The following is a 26082-nucleotide window of genomic DNA, read 5'->3' as shown; positions in this document are numbered from 1 at the left end:
TATAATGCCGGAATGAAAAAAATCACCTCCCCCCTCGCCCTGTTGGGCAACATCAGCCCGGAACAATTCCTGTGTGAATACTGGCATAAAAAGCCACTACTTATCCGTCAGGCGATACCCGGTTTTAAACCATTGCTGACCCCGGATGAATTATTTGAACTCGCATCCCGAGAAGATACAGAGTCAAGATTAATCACCTTTTTTAAAAAACACTGGGAAATGAAATCCGGTCCGATAAAACAGGTTCCGGTAAAAGAAAAGAAAGACTGGACTCTGTTAGTTCAGGGCGTCAATCTGCACAATCAACAAGCCGATGAACTGTTACGGCAATTCCGCTTTATACCAGATGCGCGTCTGGACGATCTGATGATCAGTTATGCCGCAGATGGCGGCGGCGTCGGCCCGCACTATGATTCTTACGATGTTTTCTTATTGCAGGCACATGGTCAGCGACGCTGGAAAATCGGCGCTCAGCAAGACCTGTCCCTCATTGAAGGAATGCCACTGAAAATTCTGCGCAACTTTAAACCGGAAGAGGAGTTTGTTCTTGAACCAGGCGATATGCTGTATTTGCCTCCACAATATGCGCACGATGGCATTGCGATCGGAGAGTGCATGACATATTCAGTAGGTTTCAGAGCACCTGCATTCCAGGAACTGGGTGAAGCATTCCTGCACTTTATGTCTGAATCGATAGACTTGCCAGGTCGCTACAGTGACCCTGAACTGAAAGCGACAACAAAACCTGCTGAAATCAACAGCGACCTCCTGAAAAAAGTGACAGATCAGATCGCTAAAATCCAGTTTACGCCTGACGATATCACTATTTTTCTGGGTGAATATTTATCTGAACCCAAGCCCTCGGTATTTTTCACATCCCCAGAAAAACCATTATCTCCCAAGCGCTTTGAGCAAGCAGCACAAAAAAAGGGAATTAAATTATCGTTAAAATCATCGATGCTATACATAGGCAAACACGTCTTTATTAATGGTGAGTCATTTGCCGTTGGCAAAGACGACAAAATACTTTTAAACAAGCTTGCAAACCAGCGTTTTCTTGAAGGTGAAGACTTGTCTGTGGCTTCAGCAGACGTGATGGAGGCATTTTGTTTGTGGTATGAAGACGGCTGGTTAGAATTACGATAATTTCTGATTTTGAACGTTGACCGAAGTCAGAGAAATGAAAATTTCATCAAAAAACACCGAGGTATTTAGTTCTTTATTGCAAATATTTAGGAAATTAACTGGAATTAGGTGGCAACACCTATTCCATTGCCGGAAAAATCATTATAATCACGGGTTAGGAAACTTTCGAAGATAACGGTTAGTATTTCGGAATCTTCGGGTAAGCCTATAGAGCGATAATTACCGGTAATTATTCATCGCAAAATTTTGATCTTATTTTTGATCTACTTATTTGAAAGTAAAACATGAAAAAATCACTCTTGCTCGTATCCCTGTTAGCAATCGCTTTGTCTGCTTGTGGCAAAAAAGAAGAAGCAGCTCCAGCTCCAGCAGCAACTGAAGCAGCAGCTCCAGCATCTGCACCAGCAGTAGAAGCTCCAGCAGCAGCTCCAGCTCCAGCAGCAGCATCTGACGCAGCAGCAGCAGCTCCAGCAGCTTCCGCTACAGCAGCTCCAGCATCTAAGTAATTTTAATTACTTATAAAGCCGGCCTTCGGGTCGGCTTTTTTTTGCTCAGAAAAATTTACCGGGCGCAAAAACAAAAAAAGCATAGGAGTTCCTATGCTTTTTTCTTAAATAAAGAACTGAATTATTTCAACTGATCATTCAGCAATTGCAATATCTTTGCTGCGACCGGAGAGGAATCCACCTTGCCTTCGTTGTTATGGACAGTAATATGACTGACCGCACCGTTAGAGGCATTTTTAACCAGGATACGATATCTCTTCGCATCGTTCGTTTTATCACTGGAACCAAAAGAGAATAATTTCGAGAAGAAACCCTCGCTGGCCCCCTTCGTTTTCGCATCAATATCCTGATCAATATAACGGACAAAATACAGTCCCTGAGAGCGATCACGATCTTCAACGGTAAAGCCGACACGATCAAGCGCCAAACCAACTCGACGCCAGGAACGATCAAATCCCTCATCCACCTCAACATAGCTTGAATCTCCGCTCTTCAACAGTTGAGAGCGGGGCTTAACATTCGCAGCGGGTGCATTAACAGCCGCCTTGGCGACATCAGCGTCCGAACCCAGGCGCACCATCAGACGAGATAAAAACTCGGCCTCAAGATCCGGATCGACAGGACGCGCTGTCCAGGTAGTACTGTCTTTTTGCGCCCCGGTCAACACTTCCTGCGCGCCGCGATGACTGATGTAAATCTCAACTTCACCATTCGCTCCACGTTCAAGACGCGTGCGGAATTTATCGCGCTCACCAGTCGAATACAAGGAGTCAATTACTTTACCCAGGGTACTGCGAATAATATCCTGAGGAATTTTGGCGCGATTTTCTGCCCAGTCAGTTTCCATCACTCCGGCTTCCTGATTTTCAACATTAATCAAAAATCCGGATTCCTGCCAGAAATCCTTGATTTGCGGCCATAACACTTCAGGTGTCTGTCCGACGACCAGCCAGCGCTGCGATCCATCGCGGACAATCCGCATTCCTTTGATCTGAGTCGGGGCTATTGCTGCTGCAACAGAAGATGTCTTGATACCTCTTTCAAGATTGTAACCAGACGCAGTTGCACTACTCTTATTCGCATCAGGAATGGCAAAACGGTTATCACGACGGATCTGAGTCAGATCAGGGGGGACTTCCAAGGATGCAGTGGTGACTTTACCCGCACTTTTGTAATCAATCTTGTTCGGCTCAATCATATTGCTAATAGAGCTGCAACCAGTCAATCCAACCAACGCTACTGCGCCTATGATCCCATTTTTAGCAACAAAGCTTTTTGCCATGTGAAAGTCCCTACTCATTATCGTCAATCAAAACTACGTGGAGCAAGCGGGTCAATCAGTGACCCGCTCAAAATGGTGTTTATTGTAATACACCTGACTCGCGCAAAGCTGCACGAACTACGTCATGGTATTGCGCAGCCATAGGCACCAAAGGCAAGCGGATGCCGGCAGGAATCAATCCCATTTCAACCATCGCCCACTTTACAGGCAAAGGATTAGGCTCGACAAACAACTTATTATGCAATGGCAACATACGGTTATTAATTGCAATCGCCTCCTGAATGTCGCCCCGCATTGCAGCAGCACACAACTCACTCATCGCTTTCGGTGCGACGTTGGCAGTCACAGAGATATTACCTTTACCACCACAGAACATTAAGGCCATTGCCGTCGGATCATCACCGGAATACACCGCAAAATCTGAAGGTGCGAGACGAATCAGATCCGTTCCGCGCCCGATATTACCGGTTGCATCTTTAACACCAACGATACCTGGAACCTGAGCCAGTCGCAAAATAGTATCGTTCGACATATCTGCAACCGTACGACCAGGCACGTTATACAGAATCACAGGAATATCAACTGACTCAGCAATTTTTTTGAAATGCTGATACATGCCTTCTTGTGTCGGACGATTGTAATAAGGTACGACCTGCAACGAAGCATCAGCACCGATGTCTTTGGCAAAGCGTGTCAGCTCTATCGCTTCCGCAGTGGAATTCGCACCGGAACCGGCAATGATAGGGATACGCTTATTCGTGTGCTCAACCGCGACACGGATCAGCTCACAATGTTCCTCAACTGAAACCGTCGGAGACTCGCCAGTCGTACCGACGATCACGATACCGTCGGTGCCTTCAGCGATATGCCAGTCAATCAATTTGCGCAGGCATGGCAAATCGAGACTGCCATCCTCATGCATAGGGGTCACAATCGCGACCAGACTACCCTGTATCTTTGTCATGTTAGTGCGAGAAAAAAGTAAAACCCTGATTGTAGCGGATAGACCAGCAATCGGGGCGCAAATAGATGGAATTAGATTTGATCCTCATTCAACCAGACCGGCAGCTTATCTTCAGGCGCAGAGCCAGCTGCTTTTCTGGCGCAAATACGCTGCACCATCGCGGGTTTTGGTTCAACAATAAAACCCTCTTCATAGCCGATCACATGCATAAGCGATTCCGGGGCAGTATGTATCTGCCGCAGCAATTCACCGGGCTGCAAAAGAAAACGCGGGCTGGATGGCTTACCAAACTGCTCATTGCCCGTCGCAAAAGTTTCATAGATCAGCAAACCTCCTTGCTGCAAACTGTCAAGCAGGTGCGGAAATAATGGACGATGCAGATAATTACAAACCACGATTGCCGCAAAACACGCAGAAGGAAATGGCCAGTTGCACTCTTCTGGATCAGGCTCCAGATCATGCAAAATAGTTTTAGCGCCGCGAGACGCCAGATCAGCAAAAGAGCTGTCGTCCCTATCGAGGCAGGTAACGGTAAAACCCTCTGCCAGTAAAAACCGGGAATTTCTGCCGCCGCCGCAAGCCAGATCAAGCACCTCACCTGCAGGACTCAGCGATGCAAATCTTTTGACCCAGTGTGATGGCTCTGCGAGCATGGAATTCGACATAAACAGGGCTTCGATCAACTCACAAACCCAACAGGAAAGAAAACGGCGTCAGTAATAGCGACAAGAAACTGCTTGTCAACACCATCACCGGCACCATCCAGAATTGCAGCACGTGCAACACAACCAGCCCCATCACGATAAAAAAACCATAGGGTTCAATCTGGGCAAATTTATAGGCCAGTTTATATGGCAATAAACTGACCAGAATACGGCCGCCATCCAACGGCGGAACAGGAAACAGGTTAAACGCCATCATCACAAGATTCGTCAGCAAACCCGCTTTAGCCATACTATTAAAATACGCTTCATCGATATCTGCCGCTTGCAATACCGCGCCGAACAACATCCAGGCAAATGCCATCGCAAAGTTGGCAGCAGGACCAGCCAGCGCCACCCACGCCATATCCCGCTTAGGATTTTTCAGGCGCGAAAAATTCACCGGAACCGGTTTGGCGTAGCCAAACAAAAATGATCCGCTGGTCGCAAAGTACAAAACGACAGGAATCAGAATGGTGCCGATGGGATCAATATGCACCATAGGATTGAGACTCAGACGCCCCTGACTATAAGCTGTCGTATCGCCAAAATATTTGGCAGCATAGCCGTGAGCGGCCTCATGCAAGGTGATCGCAAAAATCACCGGCAAAGCGTAAATCAGTACCGTCTGTATTAATTCATTCATGGAAGTCTTTTAAATATTCTGTCACTCAGCTTACATCTGCGTTCGCATGAATGAAAATTACAAACCAAACAGGCTGGCATCGCCTCTGCCCTGTCTGACCAGTTCAGGCATCTCGCCCGTCATGTCAATCACCGTGGTTGGCGACAGGCTGCAGGCGCCGCCGTCAATCACCAGGTCAACTATTTTATCCAGCTTTTCACGGATCAGCTCAGGATCAGTCAATGGCTCGTCCTCGTCTGGCAAAATCAGCGTCGTTGCCAGCAAAGGTTGCCCCAGTTCTTCGAGCAAGGCCTGCGTGATATTGTTTTCCGGCACCCGCAAACCTATGGTTTTACGGGACGGGTGACTCAGGCGCCGCGGCACTTCTTTAGTCGCCTCCAATATCATTGTGTACGGCCCCGGAGTTGCCGCTTTCAGCAATCGGTACTGACGATTATCGACTTTCGCATACAAGGCAATTTCAGATAAATCGCGGCATAACAAGGTCAGGTGGTGCTTTTCATCAACACCACGGATGCGCCGCAAACGCGTTACCGCATCTTTATCGTCAAGGCGGCATACCAGCGCATAACATGAATCGGTAGGGATAGCGACAATACCGCCTTTCTCCACCACGTCTGCCGATTGCCTAATCAGGCGCGATTGCGGATTTTCTGGATGAATCTGGAAAAATTGAGTCATAAAAAGAAGAAAGCGGTAGCAACCGCTACCGCTATATAAATTAGTGCAACATTATTTCAGATTTTGCAACGCAGCGATACGTTGTTCCATCGGAGGATGAGAGGAAAACAAAGCACCCCATCCTGGTTTATCACTGATACCCGCAGCGGCAATCGACTTCGGCAATTCACCCGGCTCCATACCACCAAGGCGCGCCAAAGCATGAATCATAGGCTGACGGTTGCCCAGCAATTGCGCTGAACCAGCATCGGCACGGAACTCACGCTGACGCGAAAACCAGGCGACAATCATCGATGCAGCGATACCGAAAATAATTTCGCAGACAAAGACGGTAATCATATAGCCAATACCCGGCCTGTCATCGTCATTGTTACGGAACACGGCTTTGTCAATCGCGTAACCGACCACGCGCGCCAGAAAGACCACAAAGGTATTCACCACGCCTTGTATCAAGGTCATCGTGACCATGTCGCCATTGGCAACGTGGGCAATTTCGTGACCCAGAACGGCCTCAACCTCTTCTTTTGTCATGCTTTCCAACAAGCCAGTCGATACCGCAACCAAGGCTGAGTTTTTAAATGCGCCGGTTGCAAATGCATTCGGTTCACCATCATAAATAGCGACTTCAGGCATAGCGATACCAGCTCTGTCAGCCAGCGCTTTCACGGTATTCACCAGCCACAACTCAGTGGAAGAGGATGGTGCATCAATAACGCGGGCACCCGTTGACCACTTTGCCATCGGCTTACTGATCAACAGCGAGAAAATCGCACCGGTGAAACCAACCACCAGAGAAAACACCATCAGCATGCCCATATTCAGGCCGTTTGCTGTCAGATAGCGATTGACACCCAATGCAGACAGGACGACAGACATCACAAGCATGACCGCCAGGTTAGTCAGCAAAAATAAGACAATACGTTTCATACAGAGTCTCCAGCCAGGGGGAAAGAAGTTAATCTTTTGGGAAGATATAGGCAATATTGTTAATTTCAAGCGCTGATCCAGTTTTCCCATACGGGTTTGGAAAATTTAGGCAGCAAAGGTAATTTGCCGATATCGACGTCCGCATCTTCCGGAGAATGGAAATCTGAACCGCGCGATACCAGAAAACCATACTGATTCGCGACTTTCGCGTATTCATCATACTGATCGACGGTATGACTGCCAGTCACCGTTTCTATCGCAATGCCGCCATATTCCTTAAATTCACGGAAAAAACTATCGAATGCAACTGGACTGAGATCATAACGCCCCGGATGGGCGACGACTGCAGCCCCGCCCGCGCCGCGTATCCACTTGACCGCCTCTGCCAGCGTTGCCCAGCGATGTGGCACATAACCCGGTTTACCTTCAGCCAGATAGTGTTTAAAGACATCGGAAACTGAAGCGGCCGCACCAATCTCCACCAGATAACGGGCAAAATGCGAACGGGAAATCAGATCAGGATTACCGACATATTTCAGCGCACCTTCAAAGCTACCAGTAATGCCGACTTTACTCGCCAGATCGGCGGCCATATCCTGCGCCCGGCGCTCACGTCCTGAACGCGTCTTTGCCAACCCGGCTATTAAATCCGGGTTATTTTCATCAATGTTCAAGCCAACGATATGGATGGTCTTGCCAGCCCAGGTGATGGAAATTTCAACGCCCGAAATAAAGCCCATATCAAGCTCATGTGCCGCCGCACGGGCTGCAGCCACACCGCTGACCTCGTCGTGGTCTGTCAGCGCCCAGACATCGACGCCATTCGCTTTTGCTCTTTCGGCCAGAGCGACGGGTGTTAGTACGCCATCCGATATGGTGGAGTGACTGTGTAAATCAGCATTGAGAGTAAGAATGGACATAATATTCAGCCAGCGTAACAAGAAGTATCCGATGTAATCACGGTCTTATTGTACTCTCAGCTCACGCAAACTGCTGCGGCGCAAAATGCATGTCCATTTCGGCCTGACGAGATAAAAATCAGGCAAATTAAATCTTCATCTCCACGCGCAAAGTCAGGGTTTTAAAGGTCCTGGCGTCGTTATAATCAATATGATTGATGCCGCCGGTCGTGACCAGACTACTGCTGATGGCATCGTTCGCCGTCAGATTATTGGCTGACAGACGCACCTGCAGATTCGGATTGAATTTCCACAGCGCATATAAATCCAGCTGGCGTTTGATGCCGGTGTAATTTAACTGCGCATTCGTGGTCTGGGTGTAATACGCTGGCGTCCAGTTAACATTACCGCCCAGCGTCAGCGGCATGCCACTCAGGCGATAATCGACACCAAAATTTGCCGTCTGCGTCGGTTGTTGATCCAGGCGGTTATTGGAACCCAGAATATCGTCCACCTTAGACCAGAAACGGCTGTAATTACTGCGGAAATCGACCGATGGCGCCTCCGGGAAAAATTCTTGCAACTGAAATTTTGCTTCCAGCTCTATCCCCTTGGTCACTGCATGCCCGATATTTTTCGGAGATGATACCCAGCGCGTTTCCTGTGCCGTCACCACTGGTTCAGTCGTGCGGCGGATCAGATCATCAATATTCCGTACAAAGAAGTTTGCACTAATGATGCCGGCGCGGCTCAGATAATGCTCGAAAGCCAGATCGATGCCTTTCGATAATTCCGGCTTCAGATTCGGGTTGCCGGTACGATCGGGGCGTGTCGGCGTATTCAGATTAGAGATACTGGGCAAGGCAATCAGATCATTCAATGCCGGTGCGCGATAGGTGCTGCTGAAGCCGAGACGGATCTGATCTTTTGAATCCGGAATGCGCCAGACACCTTGCAAAATCGGGCTCACCACCGTGCTGTCATTCGTCACTACGCCTTTGGCAGTTGTACTTGATGTGTGGACGCCTTCCCAACGCAAACCTGCATACGCAGCGAACTGCGGATTGATATCAAATTCATCCTGAACAAATGCAGCAAGACGGCGGGTGCGCGCATCCAGATTGTCTCCAGACTCAGCAAATTGCGGCAGACCATTATCCAAAGACACCCGCGTCTGTTCGCGTCTGCCGAATTCCATCTCCCATCCGGCTGCCAGCGTATGCCCTTCGCCATAAGGCAGCATGTATTTGCCACCAGTATTGAGACTGCTGTCACGGGTATTGTTGACATCGGTAATCAGATCAATCTGCTTACCGCTGCTATCAAACTGCTTGCGACTGGACGCATTATCCATCCTCCCTAATCCGCCGCCAAAACGGACAGTGAGCTTGGCATTATTTGCGAAGCGGTGCTGCCAGTTGCCAAAGCCACGCAGGAACGTCGTTTCCGCATGCGCGTTTGCATTTGCCAGCGCATACGGCGTTGCGCCTCGGTAAGTGTCAGAACGGAATAGCTGATCCACCTCACTGCGACTATCAGAATCGCTGCGTGAGTGCATTAAAAACGGTTGCAACATCAGCGTGTCGCCATTCTCAAAACGGTAGTTCAAACGCGGCGCCAGATTAATGCCGGTGGTTTGCCGGTTCGTCTGATCAGCCTGATTCTGGATTAAAGCATCTTGCCCGTTTGCGTCCTTTTCAGAAGTAAACGTCGTACTCTCATCATGCTGACGATTCTGAAACACTGAGCCGCTGAACGCGTAACTGAGATTCCCTATTTCGCCCGGCATGGTGATAGAAACATTCGGTGCCAGCCGCCCCTGCTCTGAACCCAGAGAAAATTTCAGATCGGTTGTTTTCTGCTTATACTCCTCGCGCAAAACGATGTTGATTGTGCCGGCGATCGCCTGCGTACTGAATTCAGCCACCGCACCACGAACAATTTCTATGCGCTCCACCTGATCCGGCGTCAGAGAATCCATGGAGAAACCACGCGGCGCGCGCTCGCCATTGATCAAAATTTGCGTATAACCATTGCCCATGCCGCGCATGCGGATGTCGCCACCACGCCCGGGACGACCACCGATTGTCACACCAGGCAAACGTTTCAGGACATCAGCGATATTGGTATCGCCATTTCTGTCGAGCTCTTCACGGCCAAAAATCAGTTTTGCCGCTGTAGATTGGCGGCGCTCGTCGATATCGGAGCGGCCACCGCTGATTGTCACTTTCTGCACATTCTCTTTGGCCGGTGCCTCAGTTTTTTGTGACTGCGATGCGGGTGCTTTCGTTGACGGCGCTGCCAGCTTTCCGACTTCATCAGCACTGGCAGGCTTTACCGGCTCGGTTTGCGCATAAGCCGAAGAAACAAATGCAGCAGCAACTGCGATCGCAACAGGAGAAAAACGAAAAGGTATCAGCATGATGTCAAAAAAAGAGCAGATAAAGTAAAGCAGTCAGGTATGAAAAGATCAGCAGACAATGCAACAAGAGGCGCTCTGCCGACAGGATGATTGTATTTTTATACTGCCGCGCACGCTACCCGCCGTGGGGGCAGTTTTGTATGGAATTGAAACACCGGCAGCAGGGCTGATACTTTGCGATACGTGACCATGCGTCAGCGCGATGTTCCGGCGCTTCCCTGCCCGCACAGCTCAGCTGCCCACCGATACATACGGGCATACAGTCATACAGTCATACAGTCATATATTTTTACGATATCAGGTAAAAAATACTCCCCCCAGTATATTTACACACCTTTTATTTATAAGGAGATAAAGGCATTTTTGACACATACTCCCCTGAAAAGCAGATAAATCCGATAAAAAAAGCCCGCCGGAAACATCCGGGCGGGCTTATTTGAAACGGCACAACGATGAAAACAGATGGTCAGTCTGCGCGCGCCGCCAGATTCAGATTGAGCTGTGAACGCAGCAAATCTTCCGTGTCCGGCCGCGGGCTGTTACGCGCAGCTTCCAGCTTATCGAGATAAGCCGGTGTCACGTCGCCCGTGATGTAAAAACCGTCAAAGCAAGATGCTTCGATGTTTTTCAGCAGAGGATTGACGTCGGAAATAGAACGTTTCATCGCATCCACATCCTGATACACCAGCGCGTCCGCCGTAATTTCGCGGCAGACTTCTTCTTCGGAACGACCAAAGGCGATCAGTTCGCTGCGGGTTGGCATATCGATACCATAGACGTTGGGGAATTGCACCGGTGGCGCAGCAGATGCAAAAATCACGCGCTTCGCACCGGATTCACGCGCCATCTGCACGATCTCACGGCTGGTGGTACCGCGCACGATGGAATCATCCACCAGCAACACGCTCTTGCCTTTGAATTCAGAGCTGATCGCATTGAGTTTCTGGCGTACAGATTTGCGGCGTACCGCTTGACCAGGCATCATAAAAGTACGACCGATGTAACGATTTTTGATGAAGCCTTCGCGATAATCGAGATTCAGTTTTTCCGCCAGTTCCATTGCGGAAGGACGTGAAGAATCCGGAATCGGCATCACGACATCGATGTCGCCAAGGTTGAATTGCTTACGGACTTTTTCCGCCAGATATTCACCCATTTTCAGGCGGGTCAGATAAACCGATGCACCGTCGATGATGGAGTCCGGACGCGCCAGATACACGTATTCGAACGCGCATGGATTTAGGCTGGGATTATCTGCGCATTGCTGCTGATACAGCTTGCCATCGAGGTCGATGAACAAGGCTTCGCCAGGCTCGACATCGCGGACAAACTTAAAGCCCAGACCTTCGAGCGCCACGGATTCGCTGGCGATCATGTATTCGGTGCCACCGGCATTTTCAGAAATACCCAGACATAAAGGACGGATGCCGTGCGGGTCGCGGAAAGCCAGCAAGCCGTAGCCGGAAATCTGTGCCACGACAGCATACGAGCCACGCACCCGGCGATGTAACATGGACACTGCACGGAACAAACCTTCAGGGTCGAGCGAATAACCGCTGGTCACTTCCTGAATCTGATGCGCGAGAATGTTCAGTAACACTTCTGAATCGGAATCGGTATTCAGATGACGGCGGTCATTTTTGAATAATTCGATTTTCAGTTCAACCGCATTCGTCAGATTACCATTGTGAGCCAGCACGATACCAAACGGCGCGTTGACATAAAACGGCTGTGCCTCTTCTTCACTGGTCGAGCCAGCGGTCGGATAACGCACCTGACCGATACCGACATTCCCTGGCAAGGAACGCATGTTACGGGTACGGAAAACGTCACGCACTAAGCCGTTCGCTTTGTGCATAGCAAATTTATTGCCGTGATTGGTAGCAATACCAGCCGCATCCTGACCACGATGCTGGAGTAACAGCAAGGCGTCATAAATGAGCTGATTGACAGGACTATTTGAAACTACACCGACGATGCCACACATGGTGGACTCCTAAAAAGACAAATTAAAACCGGACATGATCTGACACCGACGCTGGCAGAAACGGGATCACCGTACGCGCCGCTGTTTCTGCCAACGGGCTGAACAAGGCATTTTTCCAGAAAGCCTGCTGCGGCATACTCGTCATGCCACACACCAGCACCGCCGCCAACACCAGCACGCAGCCGCGTGCCAGACCAAATAAACCACCGAGTCCACGGTCCGCCAGCGATAAGCCGCTAGCTTTAATGACCGCGTCCACCGCCATCATCACCAGCGCCATCAGCAAGCGCACACCGATGAACAACAGCAGAAAAGCCACAATCAGCCTGATAATCTGCCCCGGAAACACGGCGGGCAACCACTCAGCCAGCGTTTCACTGTAGGCATTCGCAACCACGAAAGCGACAACCCAGCTGACCAGTGACAGAATCTCTTTGATCAATCCGCGCATCGTGCTGATCACTATCGAGGAAATCAGTATCACCAGTACGACGTAGTCAAACAGAGTCAAGATCCGCGCCCCGTTCAGTTCGGTACCAGCGAACCGCTCAGACCTAACTTCGTCAGTTTTGTGCGCATTTTTTCTGCTTCTTCTTTGGATTCAAACGGACCGACACGGATACGGGTTTTATCACCAGAGGCTGTCGCTACTTTTTGCGTGTAAGATTTAATACCGCCGCTCTTGAGCTTGGCTTGCAGCTCATCGACTTTTTCCTGCGTGGACAAAACCGCGATCTGCACGACAAAAGAAGATTTATCGGCGGCTTCAGGTTTCGCTACTTTTGGCGGTGCCTTACCTTCAAGTATCGCTAATGCACGCGCAGCATCGTCATCGTTGCCGTTCGTTTTCACGAGTTTGGTTTCAGTTTTTGGTTCCGGTTTGGTATCGGCTTTACGTTCAGACTTAGACTCTGTTTTATGCTCGGTTTTGTCTGCCGTTTTGTCTGCCGGTTTCGCTACGGGTTTGGCTTCAGACTTAGATTCCGGCTTGGTTTCTGATTTCGTCTCGGGCTTCACTTCGGTTTTTGTTTCAACTTTGCGCTCAGGCCTTTGCTCAGCATTGACTGGCTTGCCGGCATCCGCTATCACTGTCGCAACATCGGTTTTCGCTGGCGCAGCTTTACCGATCACATCAGTAGTCGCTTTATTTTTAACGCTGCTGACAGGCTCGATGATTTCTTCAACGGGATCGCTATCGATGACTGCGGATTTGCGCGGTGCAGCTGGTTCGGAAACCTGATTTGATGCGAGCTCAGACACCTTGTCTTTTGCAGGGATGCGGATATTGACGTCATCCGCCAAAGGTTTGGGTTCAGAATCCAGTATCATTGGCAGACCAATAATGGCGGCCAGCGCCAGTGCCATCGCACCGATCAGACGACGGCGCGCACGTTTTTTCTCCGGCAAAATAGGATCGTTGATCTTATTTTTACGGGCACTTTCCGTCTTTTTGCTACGAGCCCGGGACTGAATACTGTCTTCCTCAGAACGGGAACGGAATGCACCGCTGTCCTGACTATCGGAAGTTTCTTGCTTCTGTTTAAAGCGCGAGAGCAAACCCATGTGCAAATAATCTGGTTAGTTAGCGTTGTCTGCCCGGAAAAGCCGGGCAAACCGACAAAATCACATCAATGCAGTGCAATCCTTCTGGCGCGCATTGCACCGGCGACCGTCAGGAAAGAACCGAAGACTACTATTCTATCATTTTCACCCGCCTTGCTGATGGCTTCTGCATAGGCAGCTTCCGGCGAGTCAAACGCAACGATGGTTTTTTCCGGGTCACTTAACACACCGGCATCCAGCAATTTTTGCTTCAGCTGTGCAGCAGTCGCAGCGCGCGGCAAAGGCAAGCCGGTCACATACCAGTGATCGACTTTATCCTTTAACTGCGCAATTACACCGTCGATATCTTTATCCAGCATGGAGCCGAACACGGCATAGGTGTAGGCGTGAAAGCCCATGTTATCGAGATTCTGCGACAGTGTTGCCGCTGCATGCGGATTATGCGCGACGTCCAGCACCACAGCAGGCCGCCCGGGCATCACCTGAAAACGACCGGGTAATTCCACCATCACCAGTCCGGTACGGACTTCCTGCGCCCCGACGGGCAAAACATGACGCAGCGCTTCAACTGCCGCAAGCACACCGGAAGCGTTCAGCAGTTGATTCGCGCCGCGCAGACTCGGATAACCAAGCGAATTACGACGCTGGGCGCGGCCACCGAAATTCCATTGCTGCTTATCGCCAGCGTAATTAAAGTCACGACCGAACAGCCATAAATCCGCGCCGATTGCATTCGCATGATCGATCAGCGATTGCGGCGGCACCGGATCGCTGCAAATAGCAGTTTTTCCGGAGCGGAAAATACCCGCTTTTTCAAAGCCGATTTTTTCCCGCGTATCGCCCAGATAATCGGTGTGATCAATATCAACGCTGGTAACAATCGCCACATCCGCATCAATCACATTCACCGCATCCAGGCGACCACCCAGACCGACTTCCAGTATCACGACATCCAGCGGCGCTTCGGCAAGTAAATAGCAAATCGCCAGCGTGGTAAATTCAAAATAGGTCAGCGAGGTCGATTCGCGGGCGTTTTCAACGGCGGTGAAAGCCTTGATCAGGCTCGCGTCATCGACGTTTTCACCATTGATGCGGGCGCGCTCGTTGAAATCCAGAAAATGTGGTTTGCTATACAAGCCAACGCGGTAACCTGCCTGCAGATACACCGCTTCCAGCATCGCGCAAGTGGAGCCTTTACCGTTCGTACCGCCGACCATAATGACCGGGCAGGAAAACTGCAGACCCAGACGATTTTTAACAGAGGCAACACGCTCCAGCCCCATATCGATTTCTTTAGAGTGGCGTGTTTCGAGTAAAGCCAGCCATTCAGGCAGACTTGCAGGCAAATTGGACATAAGATAAAAAAAGCCCGAACAACATGATGTCGGGCTTACAGAGAAAATTCAGATTAATTAAGCAACTGCATCGGCTGGCTGATTTTGCAGCAATGCCAGCAAACGGGCGATTTCTTCACGCATTTTACGGCGGTCAACAATCATATCAATCGCGCCTTTTTGCAGCAGGAATTCCGCACGCTGAAAGCCCTCCGGCAATTTTTCACGAACGGTATTCTCAATCACACGCGGACCGGCAAAACCGATCAGTGCTTTAGGCTCAGCGATTACGACGTCACCCAGGAAGGCGAACGAAGCGGAAACGCCGCCCATGGTCGGGTCAGTCAGCACAGAAATGAAAGGCAGACGCTTTTCAGATAATTTTGTCAGCATAGACGTGGTTTTTGCCATCTGCATCAGTGACAACAGACCTTCCTGCATACGCGCACCACCGGTCGCCGTCACACAGATAAATGGCACTTTTTGCTCCAGCGCTGCCTGCGCACCGCGCACGAAGCGCTCGCCGACGACGGAGCCCATAGAACCGCCCATGAACTCGAACTCAAAGCAGGCAGTAACAACCGGAATCGACATGATAGAACCACCCATGACGACCATCGCATCGGTTTCGCCGGTAGTTTCAAGCGCATCCTTCAGGCGATCCGGGTATTTCTTACTATCTTTGAATTTCAGGGTATCGACAGGCAGGACTTCCTGACCGATTTCATAACGACCGCCGGCATCAAGCAGAGAGTCAAGACGCTCCCGTGCGCCGATACGCATGTGATGGCTACATTTAGGACAGACATGAACATTGGCTTCCAGATCTGATCTGTACAGCACTGCCTCGCAGGAAGGGCATTTCACCCACAGGCCTTCGGGAATCGATTTGCGGTGTGCAGATTCCGAGCGCTGTATGCGCGGTGGTAACAATTTTTCTAACCAACTCATGTTTTCTCCTCGTAACAGCCAGTCTGCAATCGCTGCAAACCGGCATCCGGTTCATTCTGATACAGGAACCATGGTGTACTTTCAGGTACGTTCGGCGCGTATTTTACTCGTCCAGGGCCTGTCTGACACCAGAAATAAAACTTTTTACAGCCGCAACACCGTTTTCATGCGGCGTGTTCTCTAATTCCTGAATGATACGCGAACCGATCACCACCGCATCCGATACCGAGGCAATCGCTCTGGCCGTCGCCCCGTCGCGGATACCGAAACCAACGCCCACAGGTACTTTGACGTGTTTTTTGATACGCGGAATCATCTCCGCCACCGCATCCAGATCCAGATTACCGGAACCGGTCACGCCTTTGAGCGAAACATAATACACGTAGCCACTGGCAATTTTCCCAACCTGCGCAATGCGTTCATCGGTCGAGGTCGGTGCCAGCAGGAATATCGTATCCATGCCCTTTTGCTGCATTCTGGCGGCAAAGTCTTCGCATTCTTCGGGTGGATAATCCACCACCAGCACGCCATCGACACCGGCATCGGCCGCCTGCGCAATAAAAGCATCCTGTCCCATACGCTCGATAGGATTCGCATATCCCATCAGTACCACCGGGGTGGTCTGATTGCTCAGGCGAAATTCGCGGACGAATTGTAATACATCACGCAAGCCAATTCCAAATTGCAGCGCCCGCTCAGATGCGCGCTGAATCACCGGGCCATCGGCCATAGGATCAGAAAACGGCACACCCAGTTCGATGATATCGGCACCGCCTTCAACCAGCGCATGCATCAGCGGCACGGTCATGGCGGGCGCAGGATCACCGGCGGTAATAAACGGAATCAGACCTTTTTTTTGCTGCGCCGCGAGCGCGGCGAGAGTAGCTTGAATTTTTGACATAGTATGAAATAAGAAAATGTACGGCGGCATCACGTCAAAACATCACTGACCAGCAATGCCGCCCGGACAAAAGATAGTGCAATCCGGGCACTCAAAACAGGCATCCAGATACTCCCCGGGGTATATCCTGAAGCCCTTTACTTATGCTGACTTCAAGCGAGAAAATCAAAATTTATGGGGGAGTATCTGTCGTTTACCTCATTTACTGCCTTTTTTTTACGCCCGGTTATACGCTACTGACAAAGACTGCATTAAAACTTCAGCCCGGCACGTTCAGCCACGGTATGCATGTCTTTATCGCCGCGTCCCGACAAATTCACCAGCACGATCTTATCTTTTGGCAACGTCGCCGCCAGTTTCGCGCCATACGCGAGCGCATGGCTCGATTCCAAAGCAGGGATGATGCCTTCGATGCGGCAGCAATCGTGAAAGGCTTTTAATGCTTCGTCATCCGTAATCGTCACATACTCAGCATGGCCACTGTCTTTTAACCAGGCATGCTCAGGACCAACGCCGGGATAATCCAGCCCGGCGGAAACAGAATGGGTTTCAATGACCTGACCATTCTCATCCTGCAGCAGATACGTGCGGTTACCATGCAAAACTCCAGGCGAACCGGCGGTCAGCGAGGCGGAATGCTTGCCGGTGTCAACGCCCTCACCTGCTGCTTCCACGCCGATCAGCTTTGTATCTTTCTGATCGATGTAAGGATAAAAAATCCCCATCGCATTCGAGCCACCACCGACGCATGCCACCACATAATCAGGCTGACGACCTGTTTGCTCAGGCATTTGCCACAGGCATTCCTCACCGATCACCGACTGGAAATCGCGCACCATCATAGGATAAGGATGCGGGCCAGCCACCGTGCCGATGATATAAAACGTGTTATCGACATTCGCAACCCAATCGCGCATCGCTTCATTCAGCGCGTCTTTCAGGGTTTTGGAGCCGGATTCCACCGGCACCACCGTCGCCCCCAGCAATTTCATGCGATACACATTCTGCGCCTGCCGCTTCACATCTTCCGAGCCCATATACACGACACATTCGAGGCCAAAGCGGGCGCAGATCGTGGCAGTCGCCACGCCATGTTGACCAGCGCCGGTTTCTGCAATCACGCGCGGTTTTCCCATGCGTTTGGCAAGCAAGGCCTGACCAATCACGTTATTGATTTTGTGCGCGCCGGTATGATTCAGATCTTCGCGTTTGAAGTAAATCTGCGCACCACCCATCAGATCAGACCAGCGTTTGGCGTGATACACAGGCGATGGACGACCGACAAAATATTTCAGTTCTTTGCGAAATTCTTCAATGAAATCCGGATCATTGTGAAACTTGGCGTACGCATCCTTGAGTTCATTCAGGGCATGCGTCAGCGTTTCAGAAACGAAAGTGCCGCCATACGGGCCGAAATGACCGCGCTGATCGGGTAAATGGTAATCGGAAGATTGGTAAATCGCCTGACGGGCGACATCAGGATATTCAGAATGGGCACTGCCCGGTACGATGTTTTTCATGTCATTCCTTTATTTCTTTTGCTGAGCCCGGTCATGCATTCCTCGTGATTCATCACGTCAAAGTCAGAACCAGCACCGGACTTCATGGTAGTTTTTTCAGCGATACGCGCAACATCAATATGTGCAGCATAGCTGTCAGCAGATTACTGATCAGTTTCGCTGAGTCTCGATATCAGCGTTATCAGCGCTACGCACCGCAGCGATAAACGCTTGTACTTTGACTTCATCCTTGCGCCCTTTCGATAACTCAACACCACTGCTGATATCGACCGCGAACGGACGCACCTGACTAACTGCGCCAGTCACATTTTGAACGCTCAAGCCACCACTTAAAACGACCCGAGGCGCGAGCTCTTTTGGGATGAGAGACCAATCAAAAACCTTTCCACTACCACCGTAACTTTCGACGAAAGTATCCAGCAGCAAACCGTTAAATAAAGGACTTGCGTCACGATATGAACGCTCACATTCTAACAAATCATCCGCGCTCGTGTCAGGTCTGACGCGAAAAGCTTTGATAAACGGACGCTGCACACTGGCCGCCAGCGCAGCGCACTGTTGCGGCGTTTCATCTCCATGAAATTGCAACAGCTGCAGCGGCACTTTTTTTACCGTGGCCTGTAAATCCTGTTCAGTCACATTCACAAACAAACCCACCGACACCACAAACGGCGGCAACGCCTGCAACAAAGTCGCCGCCACATCAGGCTCAACATAGCGCGGACTGGGCGGGTAAAACACAAATCCCAGCGCATCGGCGCCGCTGGCAACCACCGTGTTCACGTCCGCAAGATTAGTCAGCCCGCAAATTTTAATTCTGGTTCTGTGTTGCATCATCTGCCCGCAAAATGGAGGAAAACTTATTTTACTCTTCGCTCATGTTTTTCACCCGCAATAACGCGGCAAAACAGCAGAGTTCTGAGATAATCAGACCATCTTTTCAGGCTCAGCACTATGACAAACACCGCATCGCAATCCCACATCGGCAATTCCTGCACACGCCTGTTCGGGCTCAACATCCACAATATGTCTTTTGCAGAGGCGAATCAGCATTTGTTAGACGTTGCCGCTGATCGCCAGCATCCTGCGCGGGTGGTGGTCACACCGAATGTTGATCACGTAGTACGGCTCGACAGTCAGCCTGAATTCAAACAAGTGTATTCAACTTCTGATTATATTTTTGCCGATGGTATGCCTGTCGTCTGGGCCAGCAAAATGTCTGCAAACCCACTGCCAGAACGCGTCACCGGTGCTGACTTATTTGTCTCTTTATGCAAGGGCTGCGTTGAAAAAAACATGTCCATCTTTGTCGTCGGCGGCATGCCAGGGCAGGAAGACATGCTGCTGCAGGCGTTTGCACAGACCTACCCGGGATTGAAAGTATCGATCTTCTGCCCATCGATGCAATTCACACCGGATGGTAGCGAAGCTGATACCGCGATTGACCTGATACAGCAGGCGCAACCGAATATCGTATTCATCTGCCTTGGTATGCCAAAACAGGAATACTTCGCCTTCCGCTATCGCCGCGAACAAACCACTCTTAATGCACCGCTGTTGCTGTGCGTCGGTGCTGCGATGGAATTTGCGCTCGGCCAGAAAAAACGCGCGCCGCTGTGGATGCAAAAAATCGGCATGGAATGGTTCTGGCGTCTCGCCAGCGAACCGCGTCGCTTGTGGCAGCGTTACACGACGCAAGGCTCAAAATATATCGGCATCCTGCTGCGGGAACGCCGTGCACAGCGACAGCAACGACAGCAATAAGACAGCAACGCCAGTCCTGAACAAACATCACAAAGAAAAAGACCGCGCATCATGAGCAGCGCGGTCTTTTTTCATGCAAGCCTGAGATTTTCCGGATTTTATCGCCCTCAGCTTTTGTCGTAATGAATCAGGCGATCTGTTTCAGCTCTTCCAAAAACTGCTCATTTTCAGTCGAGCCATGCAAAGCGGTGGTTGACGACTGCCCTTGTTGTATCGCCTGCGTCACTGCATCAAAATAACCGGTCCCCACTTCACGCTGGTGTTTGACCGCAGTAAAACCTCTGGCGGCGGCAGCAAATTCCTGCTCCTGTAATTCGACGAAGGCCGACATGTGGCGGCGCGCATAACCATGCGCCAGATGGAACATGCCGTAATTCAGCGCATGGAATCCGGCCAGCGTGATGAACTGAAATTTATAACCCATCGCGCCCAGTTCTTTTTGAAACTTGGCAATCGTGATGTCATCCAGATTTTTCTTCCAGTTAAACGAAGGCGAGCAGTTATACGCCAGCAATTTGCCGGGGAATTTCGCATGTATCGCTTCGGCAAACGCCCTTGCAAAAGCCAGATCAGGTTTGCCGGTTTCGCACCAGATCAGATCGGCATATTCTGCATACGCCAGACCACGGGAAATCGCCTGTGCCAGCCCGGGCTTGGTTTTATAGAAGCCCTCGACCGTGCGCTCGCCAGTGCAAAAGGTTTGGTCGTTGGGGTCGATATCCGATGTCAATAAATCGGCAGCTTCTGCATCGGTGCGCGCCAATATCAGCGTCGGTACGCCCATCACATCCGCCGCCAGACGCGCTGCATTCAGCTTTTCAAGCGCTTCGCGCGTCGGCACCAGGACTTTGCCACCCATGTGACCGCATTTTTTTACCGACGCCAACTGATCTTCAAAATGCACGCCCGCCGCGCCAGCATCGATCATCGCCTTCATCAATTCAAACGCATTCAGCACGCCGCCAAAACCAGCTTCCGCATCGGCAACGATGGGCGCGAAATAATCAATCTCGTCTTTCCCTTCCGCCCACTGAATCTGGTCGGCGCGCGTCAGGGTGTTATTGATGCGTTTCACCACCAGCGGCACAGAATTGGCCGGATACAGCGATTGATCCGGATACATTTCGCCAGCGACATTCGCATCACCCGCGACTTGCCAGCCAGACAGATAAATCGCTTTCAGACCCGCCTTTACCTGCTGCATCGCCTGATTGCCTGTCATCGCGCCGAGTGCGTGAATAAACGGCTCGCGGTGCAGCAGATCCCACAATTTGAGCGCGCCGTTTTTCGCCAGCGTGTGTTCCACTTGCACCGACCCGCGCAGCCGCACCACATCCGCTGCCGTGTAATTGCGTTTGATACCTTGCCAACGTGGATTGGCATCCCAGTCTGCCTGTAAAGCAGCGATTTGCTGTTCGCGTGTACTCATACTATCCCCTGCTGATCAATGAAATTCGATTTCTATTGATATAAATCATAGGAGTTTTTTTGCGCAGCAACAATGTCTTATATAAGACAGAAAACAGATATTTAACTGTTTAAAATCAAGGATCTACATTTTTTATTTCGCGATGCGGAAATGTTTTTCTTAAAATGAGAAAGCAGATTGATGCGCCGAAACAGGATTTCTCATAATGCGGCAAGCTGATTTCATATCACGATATTTTTTAGGGCTGAAGATCGTGCGCTCAACGAAATAACAGCAAGTAATGCGTGTCCGCCTTTTGTATCAGTGCAGGCTGCGTTGTCAATTTCACACAAGCATGTTAACGTCGATCTCTTCACGGTTATCCCGAGCAGCCAAACACACGCAGGAATACTGAGCTCATGAGAGACACACTGAAAAGAAAGATCATCAAAGTCTGTGATGAAAAGATCGAGAGTAAAGGCGACAGTGTTGGCCTGTCTTTTTATGCTTTCTTTGCCAACAAAAACGACGACCCTAAACTGCTCATGGAGGCAGCAAGGTGGTGGATACTGGAAAACAAACTAGATCACTTTGAAAAAGCAACAAAGATCAGGCGCATGGTTGAGGCGACACTCTGAGTACGCCTGCGCTTGCCACCCTAGTCCACACACCTGCCTGAAAAGCCGCTCAGTTTGACAATGGCACCGGTTTCATCCTTTTTTTGCCTGTTAACGGCCAAAATATACTGGGGGGAGTATTTTTAAAAGCCCAATGAATACGGTGAGAATAATGGCTTTTTGGCACATACTCCCCTTTTTTTTTCAAAAAACTGCTTATAACCTGCCGAAACGGCTGCCGCGAGGAAAGCGAAGTTAGAACCAAGTTATTACTTTTGCATAAATAGGTTAATTTCGACTCTATTTCTTTAAAGCAATTCGTATAATCACAATAGTGGAAATTTAAAATGAATTCATATAAAGATCTCTCATGCGTCTTAGACTCATTAAATTTTCCTTGTTTCTATCAAAGGGAAATAAGCAAGGCTACATTCGAAGTTGACTTTGGTAGTAAAAAAGGAAAACTTCGGTTCACCTCTATAAAGTCTGCTGCTGAAAGTTACAAGTATGTGTAACCCTCCCGTAAAATCAAGCCATGCATAACTAGAGTTCTTGAGGCAAACTTATATGCCAAGGGAGAACAGAAATGCGTAAGAGCAGATTTACAGAGACACAGATCATTCTTCCGAGTTTTGCTTCGCATCGTTGTGTGCGTCAGCAGCAGAGAAACGAGATTATGAAGCACTTCACTCTCACTGTCAACTCCCTTCACGCTTCAGATCCGCTTTTTCTGCCGGATGTAATTTTGCTGTCTCGCAATTCCAGTATTTACAAAGACAAAGGGATCCGTGCTTTACATACAAGACTGACACTACACTGAGAATAGCCGCACCGGAAATCTGGGCAGATGCATTAAACTATGTCGCTGACGAAAGCAGACACAGGCAATATGATGATTTGGGATCACCCACAACCGTTTACTCTGAAATTAACTCCTGCCAGTGACGATATAGATGGTCTTCAGCACACAAACAATGCTGTGTATGTTCAGTGGTGTGAAGTGATCGGCTGGGCTCATTCAGAACAATTAGGACTCAGCCTCAGCAACTATCAGGAATTGAATCGCGCAATGGCGATACGCCATGCTGAATACGATTACTTATTACCTTCAGTTATAGGCGACGAACTCATACTCGGCACCTGGATTGTTGCCAGCGATGGGAAATTGAACATGGAAAGACGTTTTCAATTAATCAGGAAAGCAGATCAGGCGATCATTATGCGCGCCTCATGGCATCTGGTTTGCATAGAAATCAGCACCGGCAAACCGAAGCGTATGCCACCGGAATTTTGCAACATCTATTTGCCGGCGATCACGAAATAGTCATCCATGGTGACGACACTAAATAAAATTATCAATTTCACATAAATTTACTTTTTACAAAAGTATTCTATGTAATCCTGAAAGAAATTGATGATCAAGAGCACTGCTGAGGTTTGCTTTTGATCAAAACAAATTCTGCACGCAGTTGTTAGATTCAGTTCAGATATACGGATGCAGCTGCTTGGTGAAACGAATTTTATTTAAATTATTTCGCCCGATAACACACTGCTCACTACAGAAAACAATAAAAAGAGGACTCCCGACAACACAGATGCAGACAGAAACAGAAAAGTAACTGAATCGGCGCATATACCTCAGTAAACATTTTTTAAGGTTTTTTTATGTTGATTCACACACCGACAATGTTTTTGGTGATCGTAACGACCAGCTTTACACTGGCATTGGCAATCGCGTGGATTTCGTACCGCAAGAATAATGCCCTGTTTAATCCGCTGTTCATATGGTCATCAGCGTTGGCTCTTCATGGCGCAGCCTATTTATTATTCAGCGTGCGCAACAACATCAATGAAGCACTTTCGATTATTGTCGGTAATTCATTTCTTTCTGCTGGCTTTGCGTTGTTCGGGGAGGCACTTTACCGGTTTCACGATAAGCAACCAAATCGCTGGAGCTTATGGGCGCCGGTAGTATTTATCGCTATAAGTTTCAGCATACTGCTGGAACAACAGCAAATTCGTCTGGTTCTCAGCGCCCTCGTCTTCACCCTGCAAAGTGCGACGCTGCTGGTATTCGCCATAAAAATGCGGAGTATTACAATCGGACGAGGTCAATATATTATTGAAACAGGGCTGATCTCTGTCATTGCTGCGATGATGTTGCGAGAGGTCAGTTTTGTGATGGGAACGATCAAATTAACATCCATCGCAGAATCTAACTCTCTCCAAAGCTATACGTTTATAACGGTGCTGGCGAGTCTGCTATTACTCTCAATCGGGTTTGTCCTGATGACGCACGAATATGCAGAAAAACGGGCGTTGGATAATCAGGCCTTCACAAAATTCAGTAATAAGATACTTGATTTGCTATCACTCAACCGTCCTCTGGATGAGATTCTGAATGCGATCGTAAATGGTATTGAACAGCTGCATCCAGAAATATTATGCAGCATCCTACTGCTTGATAAGCGGGGCAAATTTCTGCATCACATTGTCGCGCCCAGTCTGCCACAGTTTTACAATAATGCGATTCACGGTGTTGAAATAGGCTTAGGCGTTGGCTCTTGCGGTACTGCTGCATACACCAAGCAACGCGTCATCGCAGAGAACATAGCAACGCATCCCTACTGGGTTTCCTACAAAGAACTGGCGCTGAAAGCAGGACTGGCTTCATGCTGGTCGCAGCCGATATTATCCTCAAATCAGCATGTACTTGGAACGTTTGCCATTTATCACAGGCAAGAACATGCACCTGAGAGTAATGATATTGAGCTTATCGAGGCAGTTGCAAAACTAGCCAGCGTTGCTATTGAACGCAGTTCCGCCTTAGAGCAACTCAGAGAAAGTGAAAAACATTATCGCTTGCTCATCGAAACTGCGAACGAAGGTATTTGCGTCATCAACGACAGCATCTTACGTTACGCCAACCCCAAGCTCTGCGAACTGACCGGGTATGACGCAAACATACTGACAGATAAATCTATTATCGACGTCGTTTATCACGAAGATCAGGCGATGGTTCTGGAGAATCAGAAGAAATTACGCCTTACAACAGTCAGCGATCTGAAATATGCCATTCGCATTTCGACCAGACACCGGGGCGTTCGCTGGTTTGAATTAAGTAGTGTTGCGTTCGATTGGCACGGTGAGAATGCCAGCCTGAATTTTCTGACAGATATACATGATCGAAAGCTGATGGACGAAAAAATTCAGCAACTCGCCTATCTCGATACACTGACACAGCTACCTAACAGACGTTTGCTGATAGAACATCTGAAGCAGGCACTGGCAAGAAACCAGCGCAATGCAAGCTATGCGGCATTGTTGTTTTTAGATTTGGATAATTTCAAGCCGCTGAACGACAATCACGGCCACAATGTCGGTGACATGTTGCTGATTGAAGTCGCACGTCGCCTGCTATTATGTGTGCGCCAGACCGATACCGTCGCCCGCTTTGGCGGAGATGAATTTGTCGTCCTGATTACAGACATGGATGCAGATGAATCCTGTGCACATATTCAGGCAGAAAACATTGCAAAAAAAATTCTTTCCGCTGTGGCTGAGCCTTATTTTCTTGAGACTGAAAACAATGAAACAAGCATCATCGTCGAACACCGTTGCACGGCCAGTATCGGTGTCGTCACGTTTAATAATGACGACAGCAGCGGCGAAAAACTCTTAGACCGCGCCGATGCTGCAATGTACCGGGCAAAACAAGAAGGCCGCAACACCATCCGGTTTTATCAATAAGTAAAACAAAGCCACCCCGATGGTGGCTTTGTTATCGTTACAATCTGATTCCTCAGTTATCAATCCGTCGTTATTCATAGCACCACATCATTGCAATGCCATGAAAGCCGTAA

General features: G+C 49.5%; 23 protein-coding genes. 5 read left to right on the top strand and 18 right to left on the bottom strand.

Annotation, left to right across the window (positions count from 1 at the left end):
- The first annotated feature begins 12 nt into the window (after positions 1-12).
- A complete protein-coding gene (locus tag ACOTSW_RS13065; protein ID WP_423682321.1) occupies positions 13-1146 on the top strand; it encodes a JmjC domain-containing protein in 1134 nt (377 codons plus the stop codon).
- Between the two features lie 267 nt (positions 1147-1413).
- On the opposite strand, the gene ACOTSW_RS13060 is transcribed toward ACOTSW_RS13065, so the two are convergent.
- The 17 genes from ACOTSW_RS13060 to ACOTSW_RS12980 all read right to left on the bottom strand — a co-directional run bounded on the left by ACOTSW_RS13060 (position 1414) and on the right by ACOTSW_RS12980 (position 19264).
- Positions 1414-1593, bottom strand: coding sequence for a hypothetical protein (locus ACOTSW_RS13060; protein WP_423679508.1), 180 nt, complete (start codon positions 1591-1593; stop codon positions 1414-1416).
- 180 nt (positions 1594-1773) lie between these two features.
- Entirely contained in the window at positions 1774-2934 is a 1161-nt protein-coding gene (gene bamC / locus ACOTSW_RS13055) for an outer membrane protein assembly factor BamC (RefSeq protein ID WP_423679507.1), read from the bottom strand.
- A 79-nt stretch (positions 2935-3013) separates the two neighbouring features.
- On the bottom strand, positions 3014-3898 hold the full coding sequence (dapA, locus tag ACOTSW_RS13050; RefSeq protein ID WP_423679506.1) for a 4-hydroxy-tetrahydrodipicolinate synthase: 885 nt from the start codon (positions 3896-3898) through the stop codon (positions 3014-3016).
- A 71-nt stretch (positions 3899-3969) separates the two neighbouring features.
- Positions 3970-4563: a class I SAM-dependent methyltransferase gene (locus ACOTSW_RS13045; RefSeq protein ID WP_423679505.1), complete on the bottom strand. Its 594-nt coding sequence runs from the start codon at positions 4561-4563 to the stop codon at positions 3970-3972.
- Between the two features lie 19 nt (positions 4564-4582).
- The gene (locus ACOTSW_RS13040) at positions 4583-5245 is read right to left on the bottom strand and encodes a site-2 protease family protein (RefSeq protein ID WP_423679504.1); all 663 of its coding nucleotides are present in this window, start codon (positions 5243-5245) and stop codon (positions 4583-4585) included.
- A 57-nt stretch (positions 5246-5302) separates the two neighbouring features.
- Positions 5303-5926 carry an L-threonylcarbamoyladenylate synthase gene (locus tag ACOTSW_RS13035; protein WP_423679503.1) on the bottom strand — a complete coding sequence of 208 codons (624 nt, stop codon included), beginning with the start codon at positions 5924-5926 and terminating at the stop codon, positions 5303-5305.
- A 51-nt stretch (positions 5927-5977) separates the two neighbouring features.
- Positions 5978-6853 carry a protease HtpX gene (gene htpX / locus ACOTSW_RS13030; RefSeq protein ID WP_423679502.1) on the bottom strand — a complete coding sequence of 292 codons (876 nt, stop codon included), beginning with the start codon at positions 6851-6853 and terminating at the stop codon, positions 5978-5980.
- 65 nt (positions 6854-6918) lie between these two features.
- Positions 6919-7773: a 3',5'-nucleoside bisphosphate phosphatase gene (locus ACOTSW_RS13025; protein ID WP_423679501.1), complete on the bottom strand. Its 855-nt coding sequence runs from the start codon at positions 7771-7773 to the stop codon at positions 6919-6921.
- 127 nt (positions 7774-7900) lie between these two features.
- Complete coding sequence (locus tag ACOTSW_RS13020; RefSeq protein WP_423679500.1) at positions 7901-10174, bottom strand: TonB-dependent receptor plug domain-containing protein; 2274 nt, start codon at positions 10172-10174, stop codon at positions 7901-7903.
- A gap of 466 nt (positions 10175-10640) precedes the next feature.
- Complete coding sequence (gene purF, locus ACOTSW_RS13015) at positions 10641-12161, bottom strand: amidophosphoribosyltransferase (RefSeq protein WP_186883453.1); 1521 nt, start codon at positions 12159-12161, stop codon at positions 10641-10643.
- Positions 12162-12183: 22 nt separating this feature from the next.
- A complete protein-coding gene (locus tag ACOTSW_RS13010) occupies positions 12184-12672 on the bottom strand; it encodes a CvpA family protein (protein ID WP_423679499.1) in 489 nt (162 codons plus the stop codon).
- Positions 12673-12686: 14 nt separating this feature from the next.
- Entirely contained in the window at positions 12687-13724 is a 1038-nt protein-coding gene (locus ACOTSW_RS13005) for an SPOR domain-containing protein (protein WP_423679498.1), read from the bottom strand.
- A gap of 65 nt (positions 13725-13789) precedes the next feature.
- Positions 13790-15079, bottom strand: coding sequence for a bifunctional tetrahydrofolate synthase/dihydrofolate synthase (gene folC, locus ACOTSW_RS13000; RefSeq protein ID WP_423679497.1), 1290 nt, complete (start codon positions 15077-15079; stop codon positions 13790-13792).
- A 57-nt stretch (positions 15080-15136) separates the two neighbouring features.
- Complete coding sequence (accD, locus tag ACOTSW_RS12995; RefSeq protein ID WP_423679496.1) at positions 15137-16009, bottom strand: acetyl-CoA carboxylase, carboxyltransferase subunit beta; 873 nt, start codon at positions 16007-16009, stop codon at positions 15137-15139.
- 103 nt (positions 16010-16112) lie between these two features.
- Complete coding sequence (trpA, locus tag ACOTSW_RS12990; RefSeq protein ID WP_186897471.1) at positions 16113-16910, bottom strand: tryptophan synthase subunit alpha; 798 nt, start codon at positions 16908-16910, stop codon at positions 16113-16115.
- Positions 16911-17161: 251 nt separating this feature from the next.
- Positions 17162-18430: a tryptophan synthase subunit beta gene (trpB, locus tag ACOTSW_RS12985; RefSeq protein WP_423679495.1), complete on the bottom strand. Its 1269-nt coding sequence runs from the start codon at positions 18428-18430 to the stop codon at positions 17162-17164.
- Between the two features lie 150 nt (positions 18431-18580).
- Entirely contained in the window at positions 18581-19264 is a 684-nt protein-coding gene (locus ACOTSW_RS12980) for a phosphoribosylanthranilate isomerase (protein WP_423679494.1), read from the bottom strand.
- 120 nt (positions 19265-19384) lie between these two features.
- Here ACOTSW_RS12980 and ACOTSW_RS12975 point away from each other — a divergent pair, with 120 nt between their 5' ends.
- Positions 19385-20194 carry a WecB/TagA/CpsF family glycosyltransferase gene (locus tag ACOTSW_RS12975; protein WP_423679493.1) on the top strand — a complete coding sequence of 270 codons (810 nt, stop codon included), beginning with the start codon at positions 19385-19387 and terminating at the stop codon, positions 20192-20194.
- A 127-nt stretch (positions 20195-20321) separates the two neighbouring features.
- On the opposite strand, the gene aceA is transcribed toward ACOTSW_RS12975, so the two are convergent.
- Entirely contained in the window at positions 20322-21623 is a 1302-nt protein-coding gene (aceA, locus tag ACOTSW_RS12970) for an isocitrate lyase (protein WP_423679492.1), read from the bottom strand.
- 398 nt (positions 21624-22021) lie between these two features.
- Between aceA and ACOTSW_RS12965 the strand changes: the two genes are divergently transcribed.
- The 3 genes from ACOTSW_RS12965 to ACOTSW_RS12955 all read left to right on the top strand — a co-directional run bounded on the left by ACOTSW_RS12965 (position 22022) and on the right by ACOTSW_RS12955 (position 25969).
- Positions 22022-22240, top strand: a complete 219-nt coding sequence (locus ACOTSW_RS12965) for a DUF6500 family protein (RefSeq protein WP_423679491.1) — start codon at positions 22022-22024, stop codon at positions 22238-22240.
- A gap of 838 nt (positions 22241-23078) precedes the next feature.
- Positions 23079-23543, top strand: a complete 465-nt coding sequence (locus tag ACOTSW_RS12960; RefSeq protein ID WP_423679490.1) for an acyl-CoA thioesterase — start codon at positions 23079-23081, stop codon at positions 23541-23543.
- Positions 23544-23884: 341 nt separating this feature from the next.
- Positions 23885-25969 carry a diguanylate cyclase domain-containing protein gene (locus ACOTSW_RS12955; protein ID WP_423679489.1) on the top strand — a complete coding sequence of 695 codons (2085 nt, stop codon included), beginning with the start codon at positions 23885-23887 and terminating at the stop codon, positions 25967-25969.
- The last annotated feature ends 113 nt before the right edge of the window (positions 25970-26082 follow it).

The sequence above is a fragment of the Undibacterium sp. WLHG33 genome, assembly GCF_049544815.1.
In the GTDB taxonomy this organism is placed as follows: domain Bacteria; phylum Pseudomonadota; class Gammaproteobacteria; order Burkholderiales; family Burkholderiaceae_D; genus Undibacterium.
Note: the sequence above shows the minus strand (reverse complement) of the source record. Positions and strands in the feature narration are given on the sequence as shown.

Coding starts and splice junctions, on each gene's coding strand:
- ACOTSW_RS13065 (WP_423682321.1), top strand. CDS start 13: ATGAAAAAAATCACCTCCCCCCTCGCCCTGTTGGGCAACATCAGCCCG.
- ACOTSW_RS13060 (WP_423679508.1), bottom strand. CDS start 1,593: ATGCTGCTGCTGGAGCTGGAGCTGCTGCTGGAGCTTCTACTGCTGGTG.
- bamC (WP_423679507.1), bottom strand. CDS start 2,934: ATGGCAAAAAGCTTTGTTGCTAAAAATGGGATCATAGGCGCAGTAGCG.
- dapA (WP_423679506.1), bottom strand. CDS start 3,898: ATGACAAAGATACAGGGTAGTCTGGTCGCGATTGTGACCCCTATGCAT.
- ACOTSW_RS13045 (WP_423679505.1), bottom strand. CDS start 4,563: ATGTCGAATTCCATGCTCGCAGAGCCATCACACTGGGTCAAAAGATTT.
- ACOTSW_RS13040 (WP_423679504.1), bottom strand. CDS start 5,245: ATGAATGAATTAATACAGACGGTACTGATTTACGCTTTGCCGGTGATT.
- ACOTSW_RS13035 (WP_423679503.1), bottom strand. CDS start 5,926: ATGACTCAATTTTTCCAGATTCATCCAGAAAATCCGCAATCGCGCCTG.
- htpX (WP_423679502.1), bottom strand. CDS start 6,853: ATGAAACGTATTGTCTTATTTTTGCTGACTAACCTGGCGGTCATGCTT.
- ACOTSW_RS13025 (WP_423679501.1), bottom strand. CDS start 7,773: ATGTCCATTCTTACTCTCAATGCTGATTTACACAGTCACTCCACCATA.
- ACOTSW_RS13020 (WP_423679500.1), bottom strand. CDS start 10,174: ATGCTGATACCTTTTCGTTTTTCTCCTGTTGCGATCGCAGTTGCTGCT.
- purF (WP_186883453.1), bottom strand. CDS start 12,161: ATGTGTGGCATCGTCGGTGTAGTTTCAAATAGTCCTGTCAATCAGCTC.
- ACOTSW_RS13005 (WP_423679498.1), bottom strand. CDS start 13,724: ATGGGTTTGCTCTCGCGCTTTAAACAGAAGCAAGAAACTTCCGATAGT.
- folC (WP_423679497.1), bottom strand. CDS start 15,079: ATGTCCAATTTGCCTGCAAGTCTGCCTGAATGGCTGGCTTTACTCGAA.
- accD (WP_423679496.1), bottom strand. CDS start 16,009: ATGAGTTGGTTAGAAAAATTGTTACCACCGCGCATACAGCGCTCGGAA.
- trpA (WP_186897471.1), bottom strand. CDS start 16,910: ATGTCAAAAATTCAAGCTACTCTCGCCGCGCTCGCGGCGCAGCAAAAA.
- trpB (WP_423679495.1), bottom strand. CDS start 18,430: ATGAAAAACATCGTACCGGGCAGTGCCCATTCTGAATATCCTGATGTC.
- ACOTSW_RS12980 (WP_423679494.1), bottom strand. CDS start 19,264: ATGCAACACAGAACCAGAATTAAAATTTGCGGGCTGACTAATCTTGCG.
- ACOTSW_RS12975 (WP_423679493.1), top strand. CDS start 19,385: ATGACAAACACCGCATCGCAATCCCACATCGGCAATTCCTGCACACGC.
- aceA (WP_423679492.1), bottom strand. CDS start 21,623: ATGAGTACACGCGAACAGCAAATCGCTGCTTTACAGGCAGACTGGGAT.
- ACOTSW_RS12965 (WP_423679491.1), top strand. CDS start 22,022: ATGAGAGACACACTGAAAAGAAAGATCATCAAAGTCTGTGATGAAAAG.
- ACOTSW_RS12960 (WP_423679490.1), top strand. CDS start 23,079: ATGTCGCTGACGAAAGCAGACACAGGCAATATGATGATTTGGGATCAC.
- ACOTSW_RS12955 (WP_423679489.1), top strand. CDS start 23,885: ATGTTGATTCACACACCGACAATGTTTTTGGTGATCGTAACGACCAGC.